Below are 20,238 nucleotides of genomic sequence, written 5' to 3'. Positions count from 1 at the left end.
GAGATAGTGAGATGAAAAAATTAGCGATAGCAACTTCTATTCAAGTGTTTTGTGTAGCTTCTATATGTATGCTGGTTTTGCTGCTTGGTTCTGTTGTAACAGCGACAACGGTACGAGCGAGTGAATCAACGCAGGGGCAAACAGTATTTATTCCTATAGCGGTAGGGGATATCACCACCTTTATTCCTATCATGCCTTCTAGCAGTACGGCAAGTGTGATGGGGGGGGATACTGACGGTAGTTATCATTTAAGTTGGGCGGCGGTATCAAACGCCAGCTATTACCAAGTGATAATAACAGATGAAACTGGTGAACAGCGTATCATCAAGGTACTAGGCACCAGCTATGATTTGGCAGGCCTCTCGCTAGGCAGCAGTAAAGTAGAAGTGCAAGCGTGTAATGCTAGCAACCAATGTGGTGTCGGTTCCTATGCTGGTACCATCGCTCGCAGCAGCAAGGTCACTTACCAACATACCGATATGCTCGGCACGCCAGTGATGGAATCTGATGAGTCTGGAAATGTAATTAGTCGCAGTGTGTATGAACCGTTTGGTAAACGCCTTGGCGGTGAGAAAGCGGGCATAGGTTATACTGGGCATCTGCAAGATACCGATCTTGGGCTGACGTATATGCAGGCACGATACTATGATCCAGTTATAGGTCGTTTCTACTCGAATGATCCGGTTGGGTATACCTCTGCCAATCCTGTGATGTCATTTAACCGATATATGTATGTTAATAATAACCCCTATAAATATAATGATCCTGATGGGAAACTATTAAATTTTGCGATTGGGGCGGCTGTTGGGTTTGTTTCTGAGGTTATTGTACAAACAGTGATTGAGGGTCGAAGTATTGGTAACTTAGATACAGGTAGGCTTGGACAATCGACTGCGATTGGAGCACTTTCAGGAGGTGTCGGTGGTGCTGCTGGAAAACTAGCAGGTAAAGTTATTGGAGCAGTGACTAAACCTGCATCAGGTATGGCTAACGGTGCATCGAGAGTTGCTACAGGTGCAGCTCAAGGAACTGTTTCTGGTGCCACTGGCAGTGCAACTCATAGTGCAGCTACACAATTTGCTAATACAGGAAGTGTCGATATGGGACAAGTCGGGGATGCTGCTGTTTTAGGAGCTGCAACAGGTATGGCAGGTGGTGCGGTAGCTGGGCAAGTAAGAGCAAATGCTGCTCAGAAAACCTTGGGAAATCCTAAGGCTCAAACTATGTTTACTAATACTCAGCCAGGTGCACGGGCAGGAGCTATAGCAGGTAATGCGGCTGGAGCTGCTTCAGGTGTAGGTAAAGCTACTAATGCAGCATGTCAGAAAGAAGGAAGTGGTTGCTAATGATTCTTAAAGAAAAAAAGAGTGCTATAAGTTTACTTTGCCATTATTTATTCATCTATCCGGCCTACTATCTATTTGCAATGGCTTTAGCGTCTGCATTTGCGGTATGGTATATGGATTGGGGTTATGAAGCAGGTAAGCGATATTTTCTTATTTTAGGGATAATTATGTGGCTAGCCTCATATGTAATTCATTTTGATATTTTGAGATTTTCGATAAGAGAAATGAGCAGAAAAAATAAGATGTAACTAGAAGCCCCGCAAGGGATTAACCAAGACACCCATCATAAGAAAAAGTAAATAAAATAGACACCCATATTTATCTGATTGATTTACCGTGTTTTATCTTTAAATAACCATAAGATCACCAAAGCCTCGTTAATGCAGTAGCAATAACGAGGCTTTTTCTTAGCTGCTGTTTTCTTAGTTGCTTGTTATTTTAAATCATCACTAAAAGCACGTTTAGCATTGTGTTTAAGGATCAGACTTTCTAATACAGCCTTAACCACTTTACGATCTTCTTCGCTAAATTGAGTCAGGAGCTATGATGATTTCTGGTGTACGAGTTTGAAAGGAAAGAATACATAGACAGCCATAGTTAATGGCATCAGCAAATAATATATAGACACCCATAGTTAATGGCATCAATCGCGACCTCCTACTATGCTTGATTTGAGCATTGAACAAGGAGGTTGCATGCCAAGGCCAAGACGAACCCTCATTAGTATTGAAGACACCCCCTATTACCACTGTTGTAGCCGTGTTGTTCGGCGTGCCTTTTTGTGTGGTGATGATAAATACACAGGTAAAAACTATGACCACCGCAGAGGCTGGGTTGAGGAGCAACTACTTAAGTTAACCGAAGCATTTGCCATTGACGTTGCGGCATACGCTGTAATGAGTAACCATTTGCATGTGGTGCTTTATATTGATTTAGATACCGTGAACAGCTGGTCAGATAGAAAGGTTGTCGAGCAATGGCATAAACTGTTCAATGGCACAGCGCTGACGCAAAAATTTGTTAAAGGTGAAGTGATTGAAGAGTGCATGGTCGCACAACTTAAACAGCTTATCGCGACTTACCGCTCACGTCTAAGTGACTTAAGTTGGTTCATGCGGTGCTTGAATGAACCTATCGCGAGGCAAGCCAATATTGAGGATAATTGTACAGGGCATTTCTGGGAAGGGAGATTCAAGTCTCAGGCGCTGTTGGATGAGGCTGCAGTGCTTGCCTGTATGGCCTATGTAGAGCTCAACCCTATTCGTGCCAAGATGGCGAATACACCGGAGAAATCTAATTTTACGAGTATCAAATTAAGAATCGAAGCTGCACTAAAAGGCGAGCAGCCCAAGTCACTCTTGCCCTTTATTGGTAACGAAAGAGTCAATCAGCCTAAAGGCATTGCATTCTCGCTAAAAGACTATTTAATCCTAGTCGATGAAACGGGAAGGGTTATTCGTGATGATAACCGTGGGGCTATCTCTTCAAGTGCAGAAACCATTTTGAATCGACTCAATATACCATCAACGAACTGGGTTAAAATCGTCACGGAGTTTGGGCATTTATTTCATGGTTCGGTTGGTACGCTGCAGGAGCTTAATCGTTATTGTGAACACTTAAGTAAACGACGACGGCACTTTTACAACAGTTGTCAATTTATGCAAGGCAGCTAATTTAAAGCAGTACCTTTTGCCACCTTTTCCTCTATATTCCCGATAGAGTTAGCTAGTTACGTCTTCGAGCACATTGTTTTGGCTTCATTCATCAATTTTACCTTTTGTTCTTCCGCAATAAGCATTGAAAGTACTTTTGTAGAAGTAGGGCAAGATAGTGTCAGTTGATATTAAGAGGGAAGCTGGCTATGTTGTTGATTTATAGTGGCTGGCAATAGAGATTCTATAGAGATTCTTTTTGTTCTTCCGCAATAAGCATTGAAAGTACTTTTGTAGAAGTAGGGCAAGATAGTGTCAGTTGATATTAAGAGGGAAGCTGGCTATGTTATTGATTTATAGTGGCTGGCAATAGAGATTCTGTAGGGGATATCACCACCTTTATTCCTATCATGCCTTCTAGCAGTACGGCAAGTGTGATGGGGGGGGATACTGACGGTAGTTATCATTTAAGTTGGGCGGCGGTATCAAACGCCAGCTATTACCAAGTGATAATAACAGATGAAACTGGTGAACAGCGTATCATCAAGGTACTAGGCACCAGCTATGATTTGGCAGGCCTCTCGCTAGGCAGCAGTAAAGTAGAAGTGCAAGCGTGTAATGCTAGTAACCAATGTGGTGTCGGTTCCTATGCTGGTACCATCGCTCGTAGCAGGAAGGTCACTTACCAACATACCGATATGCTCGGCACGCCAGTGATGGAATCTGATGAGTCTGGAAATGTAATTAGTCGCAGTGTGTATGAACCGTTTGGTAAACGCCTTGGCGGTGAGAAAGCGGGCATAGGTTATACTGGGCATCTGCAAGATACCGATCTTGGGCTGACGTATATGCAGGCACGATACTATGATCCACTGATTGGGCGTTTTTATTCTAATGACCCTGTTGGATATACAGCAAAAAATCCTGTGATGTCATTCAATAGATACTTGTATGTCAACAACAATCCATATAAATATACTGATCCTAATGGTGAGTTTCTGTTCGCTCCTCAAGTTGGTGCAGGTATAATTGGATTTGCGATTGGGGCAATAGCCGAGGCTGTCGGCAACGAAAACGCTAGCATTGGATCTGTGATGAAAGCTGGCGGTGTTGGTGCTGCTGTAGGTGTAGCAACTACGTTCGGTGGAGGGCTACTAGGCACGATGGCAGTTGGAGGAGCAGCAAATGGACTTGGTGAAGTTGCAAATCAGGCTATGGACGGAGAGTTTAACCCAGAGGGAGTAGCTGAAGCTGTAGCAATTGGAACTGTTGGCGGGGCTGTTGCTAAAGGTGCTGCTAAGATTGCTGTTGCTGGCAGAGGTTTACCAAACAATACTGCGACACAGGCATCACATAACACTACAGCATCATCGTCACAGCGAGTGCTTGCAGACTCAAAAACTCTCAGCTCAACACCAGCCAATCGTGCAGTTGCAGAGGTGAAGCTGGGAGGTGCATATGGAACAGGAGCCGCTGCTGAAGCTACACACCAACAAACTCAATGCCAAAATGAATCTTGTTAAGAGTTGATATGAAAAAGATAAATGTTGCTGGAGGAAGTTCAAAAAGAGCAAACAGAAAGCGAGCTGCTATTGCATATAGCTGCTTGGTTATTGCAAGCTTGATTATTTATTTTCTTGGTGTTTGGATAGTGAGTTTATATGGCTTTGAACTTAAGACAAAGATCAGAGATGTTGATTCTTACAAGGCCCTATTGGTATTTATAACTATGATCCCAATAGTCGGATTAGTAATTTGGGGCACATTAAGTGTAATAAATCTGATATTTAATAAGCTAAAGATTTAATTGTAGAGATGTAAATAATTCACCATTTTGAATCCAAAGCCTCGCACTCGCGGGGCTTTTTATTTTTTCAATTCTTCCAAATTCATATATTAAACTATAATCTTAGTGTGCTGTATTAATTGAGTTTTATTGATTTTTAGATGGATAATAGAGGGAATACATAGACACCCATAGTTAATGGTATAATACCAATTGCATTAAGTATTTGACCATTTCAGAGCCCCTCAGCCTTTTAAATTCAAAGCGCATTGGTAAAGAAATGGTTATTCCCTTTTAAGCCAATGCAAAGCAGAAATGGAAAGACTGAAGGGCTCACGTAGTGCGGGTTTCAAAAACGCTGTATGCTTCGCTATGGGATTTGGATATACGACTAAATGGATTTAGGAGGTAGAGCGAAGCAGGATACCAGAGCCGAGAATAACTATTAGCTCAAATCCCACTGCTTGCCTACAACGTTTTGAATTCCCGCTGAATGGTCAAACTTTTAATGCAATTGGTATAAAAAATATATAGACACCCATAGTTAATGGCATCAATCGCGACCTCCTACTATGCTTGCTTTGAGCATTGAACTGGGAGGTTGCATGCCAAGGCCAAGACGAACCCTCATTAGTATCAGTAAAATACATAGACACCCATAGTTAATGGCGCAGATGGTTCGATATCAACATACCTATATGCTCGGCACGCCAGTGATGGAATCTGATGAGTCTGGAAATGTAATTAGTAAAAAAATACATAGACACCCATAGTTAATGGCATCAATCGCGACCTCCTACTATGCTTACTTTGAGCATTGAACAAGGAGTGTAGTGGTACGGTGAATTTGGCCACCTAGTTAGAGGTGATATCATTACCTCATAAGTAAACAGGTGACACTATGACGAAACGTACAAGAAGACTTTTTAGCGCAGAATTCAAACTTGAATCAGCTCAATTAGTGCTAGATCAAAATTACTCAATTGTTGAAGCCGCTCAAGCTATGAACGTGGGTAAATCGACCATGGATAAGTGGGTTCGGCAATTAAGAGAAGAGCGACAAGGTAAGCAACCTAAAGCATCACCTATATCACCAGAACAAATTGAAATTCGAGAGTTAAAAAAGCAACTAGCTCGCCTCCAGGAGCACAACGAAATATTAAAAAAAGCCACAGCTCTGTTGATGTCGGACTCACTGAACAATTCTTAATAATTGAGAAACTCAGGCAGAGCTACAGCATAAAAACATTATGCGAAGTGTTCAGTATTCATCGTAGTAGTTACAAGTATTGGAGAAAACGGCCAATAACCATAAACGCAGATAAAGTAAAGCTTCGAAGTCTAGTTAGCGAAGTACATACTGCAAGTAACGGCTCGGCAGGAGCTAGGACGGTTGCAGATATGGTTAGCCAGCAAGGTATCTCGTTAAGCCGTTATCGCGCCACTAAGCTGATGAAGGAGCTTGGTATAGTGAGTTGTCAGGTACCTAAGCACAGATACCGAAAAGCGACACTAGAGCACATCGAAATCCCTAATCACCTAGGTCGACAATTCGCTGTCACCGCTCCGAATGAAGTTTGGGTTGGTGATGTCACCTACGTGTGGGCAGGTAACCGCTGGATGTACTTAGCGGTTGTGATTGATCTATTTGCTCGTAAAGTCATTGGCTGGGCTATGTCGTTATCACCTGATAGCCGTTTAACGGGCAAAGCGCTTTCGATGGCCTATGAAGGTCGTGGAAAACCTAAAGGTGTTATGCTCCATAGCGATCAAGGGACTCACTATACAAGCAGAAGATATCGACAACTATTATGGCGATATCAGCTCAAGCAAAGTTTATCTCGACGTGGGAACTGTTGGGATAATAGTCCAATGGAACGCTTTTTTAGGAGCCTTAAGACAGAATGGATACCACCAATAGGGTATCGTAGCTTTGCTGAAGCTCAGCAAGAAATTACACGATACATAATTGGATATTATTGTCAGCTTCGCCCGCACCAATATAACGGCGGACTGACACCTAATGAATCAGAACGATTGTTTTGGTTAAACTCTAAGATCGTGGCCAATATTAGTTGACCACTACAGAGGTTGCATGCCACGGCCAAGACGAACCCTCATTAGTATTGAGCTCTTTATTTGGTAAGAAGTCCCTATTATCACTGCTGCAGCCGCGTCGTTCGGCATGCATGCTGTCGAAACAAAAAGTGTGTGGTGATGATAAATACACAGGTAAAAACTACGACCACCGCAGAGGCTGGGTTGAGGGAAAGAAATACATAGACAGCAAAAGTTGACGCCATCCATTGCGACCTCTTATCTATGCTTGACTTGATTAGAATCAATATGGACAGGCTTAATGAATGATGACGCGGCTAGTTCATAGTATCTAAACTATGGGCTAGCCGCTTAATATTGAACCTATAAACCTTACGGAGTGACGATATTAAACACCCCTTTAGGCTTATCCAGTTTGGAAAAGAAACTGGCTAAATCAATCTTACTGCCCTCAATTTCTAACTCATCTGAAAATAGCACATCCTTTACGCCAGCCTTACCAATAATCAGGTCGATAAACAGTTCGTGACTGATGTTAAGCGTGGCATTTGCACTGAGAGATTTTTGGGCCAGTTTGTGGTGCAGCACTGCATTTTTAAGCGTTAGCACGTAGTTCTTATCAAGGTCAGTAAAGTAGATATTAAGTTCAAACTCATCACCAAATGCCTTTGGCCCTATAACCCTTGATGCCATCGATTGCAGAAAGTTCTCGACTGGCGATCGCAGTAAGATTTGTTTCATGGAGGCCAAATCAATGCCAGTCTCTGGACTACCATGTCGCAGTTCATAGGCCGCGCTCAGGTACACATCACGCCAAGGTGCTGACTCAGCCTGATACCCGAGTTGATCGTAGCTTGAAGCCAACAGCTCTTTAGCACGGCTGTTGCTATCATCAGCCACCACAAGGTGGTTAATGAGCTCTGCCGCCCAGCGATATTCGCCGTCTGCTATGGCGATTTCAGTCTGCTTGATAATATTGTCAGCGCCGCCCAGCAACGCGACATATTTTTCTGCTGACTCGACTGCTGGTAGCGGATCTAAGTGAACGGGGTTGGCGTCATACCAGCCTAAATAGGCTTGATATACCGCTTTAGCATTGTGTTTAGCTGTGCCGTAGTAGCCGCGACTAGAGAAAGTATTTGCCAGCGCCGGCGGCATTTCAATCGCTTCGGCTATCTCTGCTGGAGTAAGCCCAGCATTAAGCATACGCACAGACTGGTCGTGGATATATTTATAGGTATCGCGCTGGGTTTCTAAAAAGTGATTGATTGGCTCTTGCCCCCAAATTGGCCAGTGGTGACTACCAAAATATACCTTGGTGTCGCGCTGCGCATTGAGCGCTTTATCAATCGAGCTGCTCCATGTTAGCGCATCGCGCACCTTGGCGCCGCGCAGGGTATAGAGATTATGCATGTTTTTAGAGACCAGTTCTGCGCCGCAATAAGCCTGCTGCTCTGGTAGGAAAAAGGTAAATTCAGCTGGCGCTTCACTGCCAGAGACAATTTGAAACTCAAACGGTACCCCATCGATGAGTTGCGTTGAGTCTTGCTCAATGACGGTGGTGGGGCTCAAAATGCCAAATTGTCCAAATGCTGGCTCTTTACCTAAACCAGAACCAATATGCCCCCTCGCTGAGCGAGGAAGTTGTTTACCGTACATATACATGGCGCGACGGCTCATTGCGGTGCCAGCCATGACGTTTTCACTGGTGGCTTCATGCATAAAGCCTGCTGGGGCGATAATGTCTATCTCTTCTAGGGAGTTGTTCTTCTGGGTATTGGTTTCAAGTAAGCCGAGTGCACCGCCAAAGTGATCCATGTGGCTATGGGTAAATAAAATGGCGCTAATCGGTCGTTCTCCTAACTGCTGCTTAAGAAACTCAAATGCAGTTTTAGCCGTTTCTGCGGTGGTTAACGGGTCTACCACTATCCAGCCAGTCTTGCCTGCAATCACCGTCATATTGGCTAAATCAAAGCCACGTAGTTGATATACGCCTTCGGTGACTTTAAATAGGCCATCAATGTTGTTCAGTGTTGCTTGGCGCCAAAGGCTCGGATTGACGCTGCTAGGGGCTTCTCCAGTAATGAAATCGTAAGCGGTTCTATCCCAAATAGTTTTACCTTGTTCATCAGTCACAACCAGTTTAGGCATTCTGGCGATGAAACCGCGTTTGGCATCGGTAAAGTCTTGGGTGTCTGCAAAAGGGAGCTCATCCAACAGCGCTTTATTTGCATTGATGGTATGGCTACTTGCCGCGGTAAAGCCATAGTCATCATTGCTACTGTCATCAGTGAGCGTTTGATTTGGCTGACATCCAGCTAACAGTATTGCGGCTAAACTAGCAACCAACAGCGGCAAAGAGGTGCCGGAGGTGAAGGGAAAACAGTATTGTGAAGATTGACTTGGCATAATGACTCACTGGCTAGGGAATTAACAATTAACCGTAAGTTATTACAAGTTGATAACGAGTTAGTTATCATTTTTCGCCAACTTAGCTTGTGACTTTGAAATTATCTTTAGATAGCAGGCGATAATTTGCCGGGCTAACGCCGCTCCACTGGCTAAAGGAACGGCTGAAATTACTGACACTGCTGTAGCCTAAAGTGTCTGATAATGCGCTAACGGACATCTGAGTATTCAGCAGATAATGACGGGCCAGCTCTTGGCGCTTTAACTTCAACAAGGCCCTAAATCCAGTCCCTTCAAGCTTGAGGTAACGGCTTAAACTGCGCTCACTGATGTTGTACATCTGCGCAATTCTAAGCGCTGTTGGCTCGCCATTAACCAGTAGGGCATGGATCCCTTGGCTGGTTTTTTCCTGCCAGCTTAACGCTTGCATGTTATTTAGATACTGCCTGACAACTTGTTCATTGTGCTGTGCTAGATGGCGATTTCTACTGATAACGGTCTGCTCAAGCATGGTGCGGTCCATCCACATACAGTTGCTGTCTGCAGCCATCGTCACCGGGCAGCCAAACATGTCAGACCAAGCTTGTTGTGACTTAGGTATTGCTCTGAGCAGGTCAACTTTTCGGACAAAGTCGCTATGACCAATCATCTGTTTACCGTGCAACATCAAGCTGGCGAAAAAGGCATCAATCGCGAGATCGCTGATCTCAACGCCATTAAGTGGGATGATTGTAAACCCAAGTAGCTGCGGGGTACGTTGTAAGCTAATTACCGCTGAATTACTCACTAGAGCAGCGTAGTCGGGCAAGGTTTCAAAGGCTTGGGCGAGCGTATCACTGCTTAGCATGAGTGCGCCAAGGGCGCGAAAGTTTATTGGGTAAGCATATTGGCCAACGGTAAGTCCAAAAGCCGCAGAGCCAGATTCTTGCTCTGCTGCCTGCCAAAGCAAGGTCATTTTATCAATCGCCACCCGTGAGTCGGGTTCGGCTTCTAGCTGAGGCAGAGATAAACCCGCGCGTTTAAATAAGGTATTTGCGTCTATATTACTTGCGCTGAGAGCCCGGGCAATCGCTAACGACCAAGCGGCAATAGTGCTGTATTTTGCGGTTGTCAAAGCTCACTCCACTTCTGCTTAGTCGATGTTATATCTTAACCTGTGTGGTGATTGTAGCGTTAAAATCTATAAAATTGATATGGTTATAATTCATCCTGTTATGTAGTCTGGGTGATGACAATGGCATAAAAATGGAAAGGTATAGCTGTTATGGCTTCGATAGAAGTAAGGCAATTAACGGAGCAAGATTGGCGCGAGTATAAGCGTTTACGCTTGGCATCATTACAAGATGCCCCCGACTCATTTGGATCCACTTTTGAAAAAGAACAGCTTTTTACTGAAGCGACATGGCGGGCCCGTTTAACAGCTGCAACAGTTACAGCGCAGTTGCCATTAGTTGCATTTATTGATGGCACAGCGGTTGGTTTGGCGTTTGGTGTACTGCATAACGGTGGTGATCGCTGTGCTCATGTATATCAAATGTGGGTAGCCAAAAGTGCACGCGGCCAAGGTATTGGTAGACTGTTGCTGAAAAAAATACTTGATTGGTGCGGAGACCTAGCCATCGCCGAAGTTAATCTGTTGGTGACGATTGATAACGCAGCGGCTATTACGCTCTACCAAAAGCTAGGTTTTCAAGCCCGGCCGGAACTTGAGCCACTTAGAGAAGGCTCAAAGATCATGGTACAGGCGATGGTCTTCGAGGTCGATTGATAGGGAGGTTTGTGAGTGTGAATTTGTAATTATGAAAATTGTTGCGAAGTTGTTATGGTTGGTCGGTTTTTAATAGATAACAAATTGTCATCGCATAATGGAATTTATACATATGGATAAGTGGATTAAAATACTGGCACTGGTGTTCACCTTGCCCTGCGCTGCTGCGACAAATAGCATTCCTGTCGAAAGTTTTTCTAATCTCAAAATGATTGAATCTCCCCAGGTCTCGCCAAATGGCGAGTCTATTGTCGCTATTTATAATACTGAGAATGGTCCTTTGGTCGTTTTGTCTGCGTTCGGTTCAGCAAACATTACTGGGCTCGCTCAGCTGAAAAAAGCTAAAGATAGAGTCGACTTTGTTCGCTGGTCTGGCAGTGAGTATGTGATTATTGGTACCAGTTACCCGGGCTATTTCAACGGTATGTACTACAGAGTATCTAGACTTTATGGCATTAATGTTAAGACCAAGAAGGTACGAGAACTCATCAATAAACGGATGAGTAAGCAAAGTTTTCATGAGGTGCAATCTTATCAGTTAACGTCAACACTAAAGAATGAGCCAGAGCACGTGCTGATCAGCACATATGATCAAAGAGATAAAGCATACAGTGTATTTAAGGTCGATCTATCTGATGGTGGCTTTGATAAGCAATTTGCGAATAAATATGAAGTTGGCGCTTGGTACCCTGATGCTAAAGGCGTTATTCGTTTTGGAGTTGGAGGGGAGAAAGCGAAGAGCTTATTTCAAGAAAAAGGCCACTTTATAAGTACTTGGTATCGTAAAACAGAAGACGAAGATTTTGCTTTGTTGCATAAAAGAAAGATGGGTGAAGGTGCTACCTTTAGTGTTCAAGGTTTAACTGATGATGGTAGTCAGGCATATATTTTGAGCGATAGAGAAACTGGCCGTCAAAGTTTGTGGCTTTACGACATAGTCAGCGGACAATTTGATTCAAAGCTGTTTGGTCATGAACAGTTTGACCTTAGCGGTACCATTACTAACTCTAGCGGAGAAATAGTTGGTGTAACCTGGAATGACGACTTTCAAAGACGTCATTATTTTGATGAAAAAGACAGTCAGCACTTTGAAGATGTAAAAGCGGCACTGAAAGGTTACGAAGTATTCATTAGTAGTGAAAGCAAAGATCAAAGCAAAGTATTGGTTTTTGCGATTAAAGATAACTCTCCAGGTAAGTATTTTTGGTTAGATCTCAAATCGAATAAAGGGGGCTTATGGTTTTCTCAATATCCTCATTTGGAGAAACAGCCACTTGCTAGCGTGCAGGCCATTGAATACCCAGCAAGCGATGGGTTGATGATCCCGGCTTACCTCACTCTGCCAGTTGGCCTTAAAGAGGGGGAAAAACCGGCGTTAGTCGTGTTACCACACGGTGGACCCCATGCGAGAGATATGCGTTACTTTGACCCATTGGTTCAGCTCATTGCAAGTCGAGGTTACGCTGTTCTGCAGATGAACTTTAGAGGCTCTCAAGGTTTTGGCACAAAATTTGAGACTGATGGTTATTACCAGTGGGGCAAACGGATGCAACAAGATGTGATGGATGGTGTTGCATGGCTAGATACGCAGAATATTGTTACAAAAGACGCTTGTATTGTCGGGGCTAGCTATGGCGGCTATGTAGCACTGACTGCTGCATTTCAAGCTAGCGAACGCTTTAAGTGCGTAGTGAGCATTGCTGGGATTAGCGATTTGAAAGTGCTAGTTGAAGACGAAGAGCGCCAATCTTCATACGTCGAGAATATTGTAAAGTTTGGTGATGATGACGCTGTTGAAGCGTTGGATGAGGTATCTGCAATCGCTAACATTAATAAAATCAAGGCGCCAATATTACTTATTCACGGCACTAGAGACACTCGAGTTGGTTATAGTCAGTCTAAAGATTTCTATAAAAAGGCAAAAAAGAAGCTAGATATTAACTACATTGAGTTTAAAGATGGTACCCATTTCTTGGATAACCCCGAGAACCGAAAAGTGGCTTATGACGAGCTGAGTAAATTTTTGAGTAAACACCTTTAAGTAATACAAATAGAACATATTTATAATGAACTTGACGAAACGTCGTTCGAAAAATGTGTAGTCATTTTTGAGTTATCAAGTTATACCAATTGCATTAAAAGTTTGACCATTCAGCGGGAATTCAAAACGCTGCAGGCAAGTAGTGGGGTTTGAGCTAATAGTTATTCTATATCCAAATCCCATAGCGAAGCATACAGCGTTTGCCAATTTGTTTACCTCAGCCGCACTACGTGAGCCCCTCAGTCTTTCCACTTCTGCTTTGCATTGGCTTAAAAGGGAATAACCATTTCTTTACCAATGCGTTTTGAATTGAAAAGACTGAGGGGTTCTGAACTGCTCAAATACTTAATGCAATTGGTATTAGTTAGCTTATCAAAATGAAAAGCCTGTAGAGAAATCTTCAGGCTTTTTTGGTTATTAGCCTGGGTGAGTCATATCGTTTATTTACAACAGTATGTTACAGGTGCTAGCTTGTTGTTCAAATAATAAAAACTATTACAGATCCTTGCTGTATCAAGCATGGTAAGCCATGAGAAACCATTATGAAAATCGAGGTATTACACAGTGAAGACCGCAACGTTTTTGACGCATTAGTTGCCGGTCTTCGCCTGCACAGAAATGAAAACATGGGTGATGAGGACACTAAACCATTGTCCGTTGTCGCCAGAGATGATGCAGGAAATATTATTGGCGGCGTTACTGGCCGCAGCATTTACAAAAACTTTTTAATTGAAGTGGTGTGGGTCGACAAAGCAGCTCGAGGCACAGGTCTTGGACGGCAATTAATGGAGCAAGCCGAAGAGCAAGCAAAACAAAGAGGTTGCCTCGTTGCTCAGCTCGATACTTTATCTTTTCAAGCACCGCAGTTTTACCAAAAGCTAGGTTTTGAAGTTGTAGGAACTGTGCCGGAATTTGCTGGCAGCCCCGCACGTTACTTTATGCTGAAAAAGTATCAATAGGTCTTTTGGCATCTTTCTGGGTAAGTGGTTAATGCGTTAAGAAGCCGTTTATATCTGTTTGCAGTGTTACCAATGCTTAATAGTAAAACGGCTGCCATTTAAAGCTGTTCTAATTTCTAAAAAATATCTCTGAATCTATGGTATAACATGCCCATGGCTAGTAGTGGCGAACGTAGGTGAGGGCCACCAGGGAATGTCATATGCGGTATTTGTGCAAAAATATCAAACCGTTCTGCTTGAGTGCTGATAGCTTCTGCAATTAATTTGGCTGCCATATGGGTGGCATTTACACCGTGGCCTGCATAGGCCTGAGCGTAGAAGATATTTTTTGCATCTGGCAAGCGACCTATTTGCGGGAGGCGGTTAGCGCCTATCCCTATCATACCGCCCCATTCGTAATCGATACGGACGCCCTTAAGCTGCGGGAATACTTTTTCAAGATTAGGTCTGAGCGCTGCTTCTATATCTTTAGGATCTTTACCTGAATAGGTGCACAAACCGCCGAATAGCAGGCGGTTATCTTCTGATAGGTGATAGTAGTCGAGGTCGACTCTTAGGTCGGCAAAAGCCATATTTTTGGGAATGATGCTGTCACATTGTGCTTGCGTTAATGGTTCTGTTGCCAGAATATAAGTGCCAGCTGGCAGGACTTTGCCACCAATATTACTCTCAAGTTCGTGACCCAGGTAAGCATTACCTGCCAACACCAAGTATTGGCAATTTACCTCACCATGTGCAGTCATCACTTTAGGTTTATCACCTTTAATTATCTTCTCTGCCGCGCTGTACTCATACATTTTTACCCCTAAACTGCGAGCAACCTTGGCTTCACCTAACGCCAAATTCAAAGGGTGTAGGTGACCGCTAGCCATATCGACTAGTGCACCTTGATAGAAGTCTGAGCCTATTACTTCACTTACGCGAGACTTGTCGAGTAGTGTCATGTTTTTGCCGTAACCAATTTTGCTCAGGTGTTCGAGATCAGCTTCGAGTTCATGCATATGTTTGGGTTTTATTGCCAAGTCGCAATAGCCCATCTGCAAATTACAGTCGATGTTATGCTGTTTGACTCGCTGCCTGACAATATCAACAGCTTCAAAGCCCATCTGCTCGATGCTGTTAACTCCTTCACGGCCGATGATATTCTCGAACTGTTCAATATTATGACCAATACCGCGAATAAGCTCTCCACCATTGCGCCCAGAGGCTCCCCAGCCAATCCTTTTTGCTTCGAGTAGCGCGACAGAAAAGCCTTTTTGCGCGAGTTCTATCGCAGTATTAATGCCACTAAAGCCGCCACCTACAACACATACGTCAACATCGATTACTTCTTCCAATCGCGGTGATTGGTGTAGCTCTTTTGCTGTTGCAAAGTAATATGAGGCTGGGTATTGCTCACTATGCACCGGGCTTTTAGTTGACATATTTTCTCCAAACATGTGTTTTTATTGTAAATTGGACTTGGGACAGTATACTCAAGACTCTGTAAATAAATTATTTACATATGTTCGTTATTTTTAACACGCTTTCCTGTAGAATACAAATACGCCCGATAAAATGAACAGTACTTTTTGAATCAAGCTGTACTGAGTTAGAACTAGGTCGTGCGTTTTATTGTTCTGCATGTTGTTGGAGGCATAGAGCAACAACTTCAATTAGGGGAAAGAATTTGGATATTGGAGCAAGCCTTAAAACCGTTAGAAAAGAGAAAGGCTTATCACAGCGCGAACTTGCTAAGCGTGCTGGTGTAACTAACAGTACCATCTCGATGATTGAGAAAAATAGCGTTAGTCCGTCAGTGAGTTCTTTGAAAAAAGTACTCTCTGGGTTACCTATGTCTTTGGTGGAGTTCTTTTCTATTGAAGATGAAACTGTCAGCGAACAGAAGGTGGTTTATCGTAGTGATGAACTTTTGGATATCGGTGATGGCGTTTTGGACTTCAAATTAATTGGTCGAGATTTTCCAAATCGCGCCATGTCTGTGATGAGTGAAACTTACCCGCCAGGTGCTGATACAGGCATTGAGATGCTTAAGCATGAAGGGCAAGAAGCCGCGATGGTGATTGAAGGAAAGCTCGAGCTCACCGTCGGCGAAGAGGTCTTTGAGCTTAACGAAGGTGATAGCTATTACTTTAATAGTGAACTGCCCCATCGTTTTCGTAACCCGTTTGATACGCCTTGTCGTATTGTTAGTGCGACCACTCCAGCGAACTTCTAATCGTATAAGAAAACCCTTCATAAGACCTTACCAGCTAGATACCTATTTAGCTGGTGGCTTTTTGGCGCTTTATTTACGCTAATGTCCAGTGTCCTTTTTAAATTCACATGTTCCATGTGTAAATAATATAAAGCAGGGTGACGCTCTTTTTGTGAAGTGTGTCAACAATGGAGAACATGAGTAAATCACTCGACTATTGCCTGCAAAAGCCACTGTTTTACTAGTAAAATAAACCTTATCAACTTCAAGTTGTTGTAATTAATTGGTTTTTGATTTTAGTTCGATATTATTTACATTCCTAGCTGTTAATCTATTGCCTAGTTTCAAAATTAAGTGTACTGTGTGAAAAAATGAACATTTGAGTGTAATTTGTTCATTATAAAAAATTCGTAAATCAAGATTAAAAATTACTATAAAAACCATTGAAAAAACTCTGAATACGAAGGATTGAAGGTGTTATATGTCGGAAGTAGGGCTCGCGGTAGTAGGTGTGACGGCATGCAATCAACAGTTAGGATTGCATCCATTTAACATTGTTGGCGAAAAGTACTTATTAGCTATAGCAGATGCCACTCAAGCTTGGCCTCTGGTTATCCCTTCGCTGGGACATTGCCCAGCAGAAGTCGTGTTATCAAGACTCGACGGAATTTTGTTTACCGGCTCCCCCTCGAATATTGAGCCGCACCATTTTGATGGACCAGCAAGTGAAGCGGGAACGCATCACGACCCTAAGCGAGATGCCACAACTTTACCATTGATTCATGCCGCTATTAAGGCGGGTGTACCTGTGCTTGGAATTTGTCGTGGCTTTCAAGAGATGAACGTCGCTTTTGGTGGCAGCTTACACCAAAGATTGCATGAAGTCGGTGGTTTTATCGAGCACCGTGAAGACAAAACGGCACCAGTTGAAGAACAGTATGGTTTATCTCATGAGGTCAAGATAGAACCTGGGGGATTGCTTCACGATGCGTGGGGCCGCAGCTCCGCAGAGGTGAACTCTGTGCACACTCAAGGCGTAGACCGTTTGGGTGTTGGGTTGCGGCCAGAAGCATATGCAAATGATGGATTAATTGAAGCGTTTTCAGTTAAAGACGCAAAGAATTTTGCATTAGGTGTTCAATGGCATCCAGAGTGGAAAGTGTTAGATAACGCTTTTTATACTGCAGTTTTTAAGGCCTTTAATGAGGCTTGCCAGCACCGTGCAGCGAGCAGAGTAAAATAATAATGAAAAAACTAATTAGCTATTTAAAAGACCAAAAGATCACCGAAGTTGAATGTGTTGTTTGTGATATGACCGGTATTGCCCGTGGCAAAATTGCCCCAGTGGGTAAGTTCATCGATGAAAAAGGCATGCGAATGCCTGAAAGCGTGCTATTGCAGACAGTAACTGGCGATTATGTCGAAGATGAAGCTTATGATGCTTTATTGGATGCTGCCGATATCGACTTTGTTTGCGTGCCAGATGAGAATGCCGTCTATAAGCTTCCTTGGACGATTGAAGCGACAGCGCAAGTGATCCACGATACCTACGATAAAATGGGGAACCCGATAGAACTGTCTCCCCGAAACCTACTTAAAAAAGTACTCAAGTTATATGAAGATAAGGGCTGGAAGCCAGTTGTAGCTCCAGAAATGGAGTTCTATCTTACTCGTATTAATGAAGACCCTGATCAACCGCTTATTCCGCCAGTTGGCCGTTCTGGCCGCCAAGAGTCTGGCCGCCAGTCATTTTCGATTGATGCCGCCAATGAGTACGATCCGCTGTTTGAAGATATGTATGACTGGTGTGAGATCCAAGGTTTAGATATTGATACCTTGATCCATGAAGAGGGCACTGCGCAAATGGAGATTAACTTCTCCCACGGTGATGCACTGTCGCTTGCTGACCAAGTATTTGTGTTTAAGCGTACCTTGCGTGAAGCAGCACTAAAGCACAATGTATGCGCAACCTTTATGGCAAAACCCATCACTAATGAGCCTGGCAGTGCGATGCACTTACATCAAAGCATTGTTGATATTAAGTCGGGTAAAAATATCTTCTCAAACGAAGATGGTAGCAAAGGACCACTGTTCTATAGCTACATTGGTGGGCTACAGAAGTTCATTCCTGAATTACTGCCACTCTTCGCGCCAAATGTGAACTCTTTCCGCCGTTTCCTACCAGGTACTTCAGCGCCCGTTAATTTGGAATGGGGCGAAGAGAACCGCACTTGTGGATTACGAATTCCAGAGTCTTCACCGCAAAACTTACGTATTGAAAACCGCATTGCTGGCGCTGATGCCAATAGTTACCTGTCGATAGCTGCAAGCTTATTGTGTGGCTATATGGGCATGATTGAAGATGTTAAACCTATGACGCCAGTTCAAGGTCGTGCCAACGAGACTCGTAGCGGAATATCGCTGCCACTCACATTAGAAGAAGCGTTGGCAGTGATGGCTGAAAGCTCAGCCTGTCGAGAGTATTTAGGGGAAACCTTTACTAATGGCTATGTTGCAGTCAAGCAAGCTGATTTAGAGAACTACCGTCAAGTGATCAGTTCTTGGGAGCGTAAATTCCTGCTGTTAACGGTTTAAAAGAGAACACTACTGCTATCGATTTTGGGGATTGGGAACAGTAGTGAGCTTTGCCAGTAATTAACAATGAATAAAGAAGGAGTCATTCATATAGATAGTGCTATAAAACAGAGCGTTATCTATATGAAAGCTGTAAAGCAGTAGTAACTGCCGGTGCGGTTTTTCAGGTGTAGCATTGGTTAACAATAAGAACTAAGTCGATTAATCGGCAAACAATGCAGCAACAGCAGAGAAGGTATCTCTGCTGCTACGCTAAATAGGAGATAGCATGAAGCTTATAAAAAAGGTGACCACATTAGCACTCGTCACAGCAAGTGTTTTGGCCAGCAGTGTCACTTATGCAGAAGAAGTGGTTAGGGTATATAACTGGTCTGACTATATTGCCGAAGATACGCTTGAAAACTTCCACAAGGAGACTGGTATTCGCGTTGTCTACGATGTGTTTGACAGTAATGAAGTGGTCGAAGCTAAGTTACTTTCTGGTCGCTCAGGTTACGACATTGTCGTACCATCTAATAGCTTTTTAGCTAAGCAGATTAAAGCGGGGGCTTTCCAAAAGCTTGATTCGAATCAATTATCAAATCATAAGAATCTAAGCCCTGAGCTCATGACTCAGCTGGAATCTGCCGACCCGGGTAATCAGTATTCGGTACCATACTTGTGGGGAACAAATGGTATTGGTTACAACGTCGATAAAGTCAAAGCAGCGCTGGGCGAAGATGCACCAGTAGATTCATTAGAGCTAATCTTTAACCCTAAATATGCTGAGAAACTGTCGAAATGTGGACTATCGCTGTTAGATAGTGCTGATGAGATGATCCCAATGGCGCTTATCTATTTAGGGCTTGATCCAAACAGCACTAAGGCTGATGATTTTAAAAAGGCGGGTGAAGTTCTGGCTAAAGTACGCCCATACATCACTTACTTCCACTCTTCACGTTACATTACTGACTTAGCCAACGGCGATACCTGTGTTGCATTCGGTTACTCAGGGGATATTTTCCAAGCGGCAGCACGTGCGGAAGAAGCGGAAAATGGTCAGGTTATCGAGTACTCAATTCCAAAAGAAGGCTCAAACCTATGGTTTGACATGTTAGCGATACCTGCTGATGCAGCTAACGTGAAAAATGCCCATACCTTTATCAACTATCTACTTCGTCCAGAAGTGATTGCGCCTATTAGTAACTATGTTGCTTATGCGAACCCAAATGTTCCCGCGCTGCCATTAGTGGATGAAGAGGTACGTACTAACACCTCAATTTACCCAAGCAAAGAGGTGCTAGATCGCCTTTACGTCGGTGATGTACGTCCAATGAAATCTCAGCGTGCCTTGACACGCGTGTGGACCAAAGTTAAATCGGGTTATTAATCAAAAATGGGGCAAGGTATTACCTTGCCCTTTTTGATCAACAGCAAAAATAGACACA

General features: G+C 43.5%; 16 protein-coding genes. 13 read left to right on the top strand and 3 right to left on the bottom strand.

Translation table 11 applies throughout. From position 1 onward, the window contains the following. Nucleotides 1-11 precede the first annotated feature (11 nt). The 6 genes from SWP_RS23635 (at nt 12) to SWP_RS18600 (ending at nt 6,863) form a co-directional block, all read left to right on the top strand. On the top strand, nt 12-1,346 hold the full coding sequence (locus tag SWP_RS23635; protein ID WP_020914173.1) for an RHS repeat-associated core domain-containing protein: 1,335 nt from the start codon (nt 12-14) through the stop codon (nt 1,344-1,346). Continuing rightward, nucleotides 1,346-1,594 (top strand): hypothetical protein, encoded by a 249-nt coding sequence (locus tag SWP_RS18625; protein WP_044556088.1) that lies wholly within the window; start codon nt 1,346-1,348, stop codon nt 1,592-1,594. The genes SWP_RS23635 and SWP_RS18625 overlap by 1 nt, the downstream gene beginning before the upstream one ends. 447 nt (nt 1,595-2,041) lie before the next feature. After that, nucleotides 2,042-3,019 (top strand): hypothetical protein, encoded by a 978-nt coding sequence (locus tag SWP_RS18620; protein ID WP_020914172.1) that lies wholly within the window; start codon nt 2,042-2,044, stop codon nt 3,017-3,019. Nucleotides 3,020-3,357: 338 nt separating this feature from the next. Next, the gene (locus SWP_RS24560) at nt 3,358-4,521 is read left to right on the top strand and encodes an RHS repeat-associated core domain-containing protein (protein ID WP_228371082.1); all 1,164 of its coding nucleotides are present in this window, start codon (nt 3,358-3,360) and stop codon (nt 4,519-4,521) included. 8 nt (nt 4,522-4,529) lie between these two features. Next, on the top strand, nt 4,530-4,805 hold the full coding sequence (locus tag SWP_RS18610) for a hypothetical protein (RefSeq protein ID WP_044556087.1): 276 nt from the start codon (nt 4,530-4,532) through the stop codon (nt 4,803-4,805). 880 nt (nt 4,806-5,685) lie between these two features. Continuing rightward, nucleotides 5,686-6,863 (top strand): IS3-like element ISSpi4 family transposase gene (locus SWP_RS18600; RefSeq protein ID WP_143711184.1). Its coding sequence is split into 2 segments (ribosomal slippage): nt 5,686-5,944 and nt 5,944-6,863, totalling 1,179 coding nucleotides; the frame shifts between segments, so codons are not numbered across the junction. A 351-nt stretch (nt 6,864-7,214) separates the two neighbouring features. Here the strand turns inward: SWP_RS18600 and SWP_RS18595 are convergent. Then, entirely contained in the window at nt 7,215-9,251 is a 2,037-nt protein-coding gene (locus tag SWP_RS18595) for an alkyl/aryl-sulfatase (RefSeq protein WP_020914168.1), read from the bottom strand. Nucleotides 9,252-9,333: 82 nt separating this feature from the next. After that, nucleotides 9,334-10,365, bottom strand: a complete 1,032-nt coding sequence (locus tag SWP_RS18590) for an AraC family transcriptional regulator (protein ID WP_020914167.1) — start codon at nt 10,363-10,365, stop codon at nt 9,334-9,336. Nucleotides 10,366-10,515: 150 nt separating this feature from the next. Between SWP_RS18590 and SWP_RS18585 the strand changes: the two genes are divergently transcribed. The 3 genes from SWP_RS18585 to SWP_RS18575 all read left to right on the top strand — a co-directional run bounded on the left by SWP_RS18585 (nt 10,516) and on the right by SWP_RS18575 (nt 14,019). After that, nucleotides 10,516-11,019, top strand: a complete 504-nt coding sequence (locus SWP_RS18585; protein WP_020914166.1) for a GNAT family N-acetyltransferase — start codon at nt 10,516-10,518, stop codon at nt 11,017-11,019. Between the two features lie 112 nt (nt 11,020-11,131). Next, on the top strand, nt 11,132-13,060 hold the full coding sequence (locus tag SWP_RS18580) for an alpha/beta hydrolase family protein (protein WP_048908477.1): 1,929 nt from the start codon (nt 11,132-11,134) through the stop codon (nt 13,058-13,060). A gap of 542 nt (nt 13,061-13,602) precedes the next feature. Continuing rightward, nucleotides 13,603-14,019: a GNAT family N-acetyltransferase gene (locus SWP_RS18575; RefSeq protein WP_020914164.1), complete on the top strand. Its 417-nt coding sequence runs from the start codon at nt 13,603-13,605 to the stop codon at nt 14,017-14,019. 116 nt (nt 14,020-14,135) lie between these two features. Here SWP_RS18575 and SWP_RS18570 read toward each other — a convergent pair whose 3' ends face one another. Continuing rightward, a complete protein-coding gene (locus tag SWP_RS18570) occupies nt 14,136-15,443 on the bottom strand; it encodes an NAD(P)/FAD-dependent oxidoreductase (RefSeq protein WP_020914163.1) in 1,308 nt (435 codons plus the stop codon). A 245-nt stretch (nt 15,444-15,688) separates the two neighbouring features. On the opposite strand from SWP_RS18570, the gene SWP_RS18565 reads away from it, so the two are divergent. From SWP_RS18565 to SWP_RS18550, 4 genes are all read left to right on the top strand, one after another. Further along, entirely contained in the window at nt 15,689-16,237 is a 549-nt protein-coding gene (locus tag SWP_RS18565) for a cupin domain-containing protein (RefSeq protein WP_020914162.1), read from the top strand. Between the two features lie 460 nt (nt 16,238-16,697). After that, nucleotides 16,698-17,459 carry a gamma-glutamyl-gamma-aminobutyrate hydrolase family protein gene (locus SWP_RS18560; RefSeq protein ID WP_020914161.1) on the top strand — a complete coding sequence of 254 codons (762 nt, stop codon included), beginning with the start codon at nt 16,698-16,700 and terminating at the stop codon, nt 17,457-17,459. A 2-nt stretch (nt 17,460-17,461) separates the two neighbouring features. After that, complete coding sequence (locus SWP_RS18555) at nt 17,462-18,811, top strand: glutamine synthetase family protein (protein ID WP_020914160.1); 1,350 nt, start codon at nt 17,462-17,464, stop codon at nt 18,809-18,811. A 268-nt stretch (nt 18,812-19,079) separates the two neighbouring features. After that, complete coding sequence (locus SWP_RS18550; RefSeq protein ID WP_020914159.1) at nt 19,080-20,180, top strand: polyamine ABC transporter substrate-binding protein; 1,101 nt, start codon at nt 19,080-19,082, stop codon at nt 20,178-20,180. Nucleotides 20,181-20,238: the final 58 nt, after the last annotated feature.

It is taken from the genome of Shewanella piezotolerans WP3, from assembly GCF_000014885.1.
Taxonomy (GTDB): Bacteria; Pseudomonadota; Gammaproteobacteria; order Enterobacterales; family Shewanellaceae; genus Shewanella; species Shewanella piezotolerans.
The sequence above is the reverse complement of the archived record's forward strand: the minus strand, read 5'-3'. Positions and strand labels throughout refer to the sequence as shown.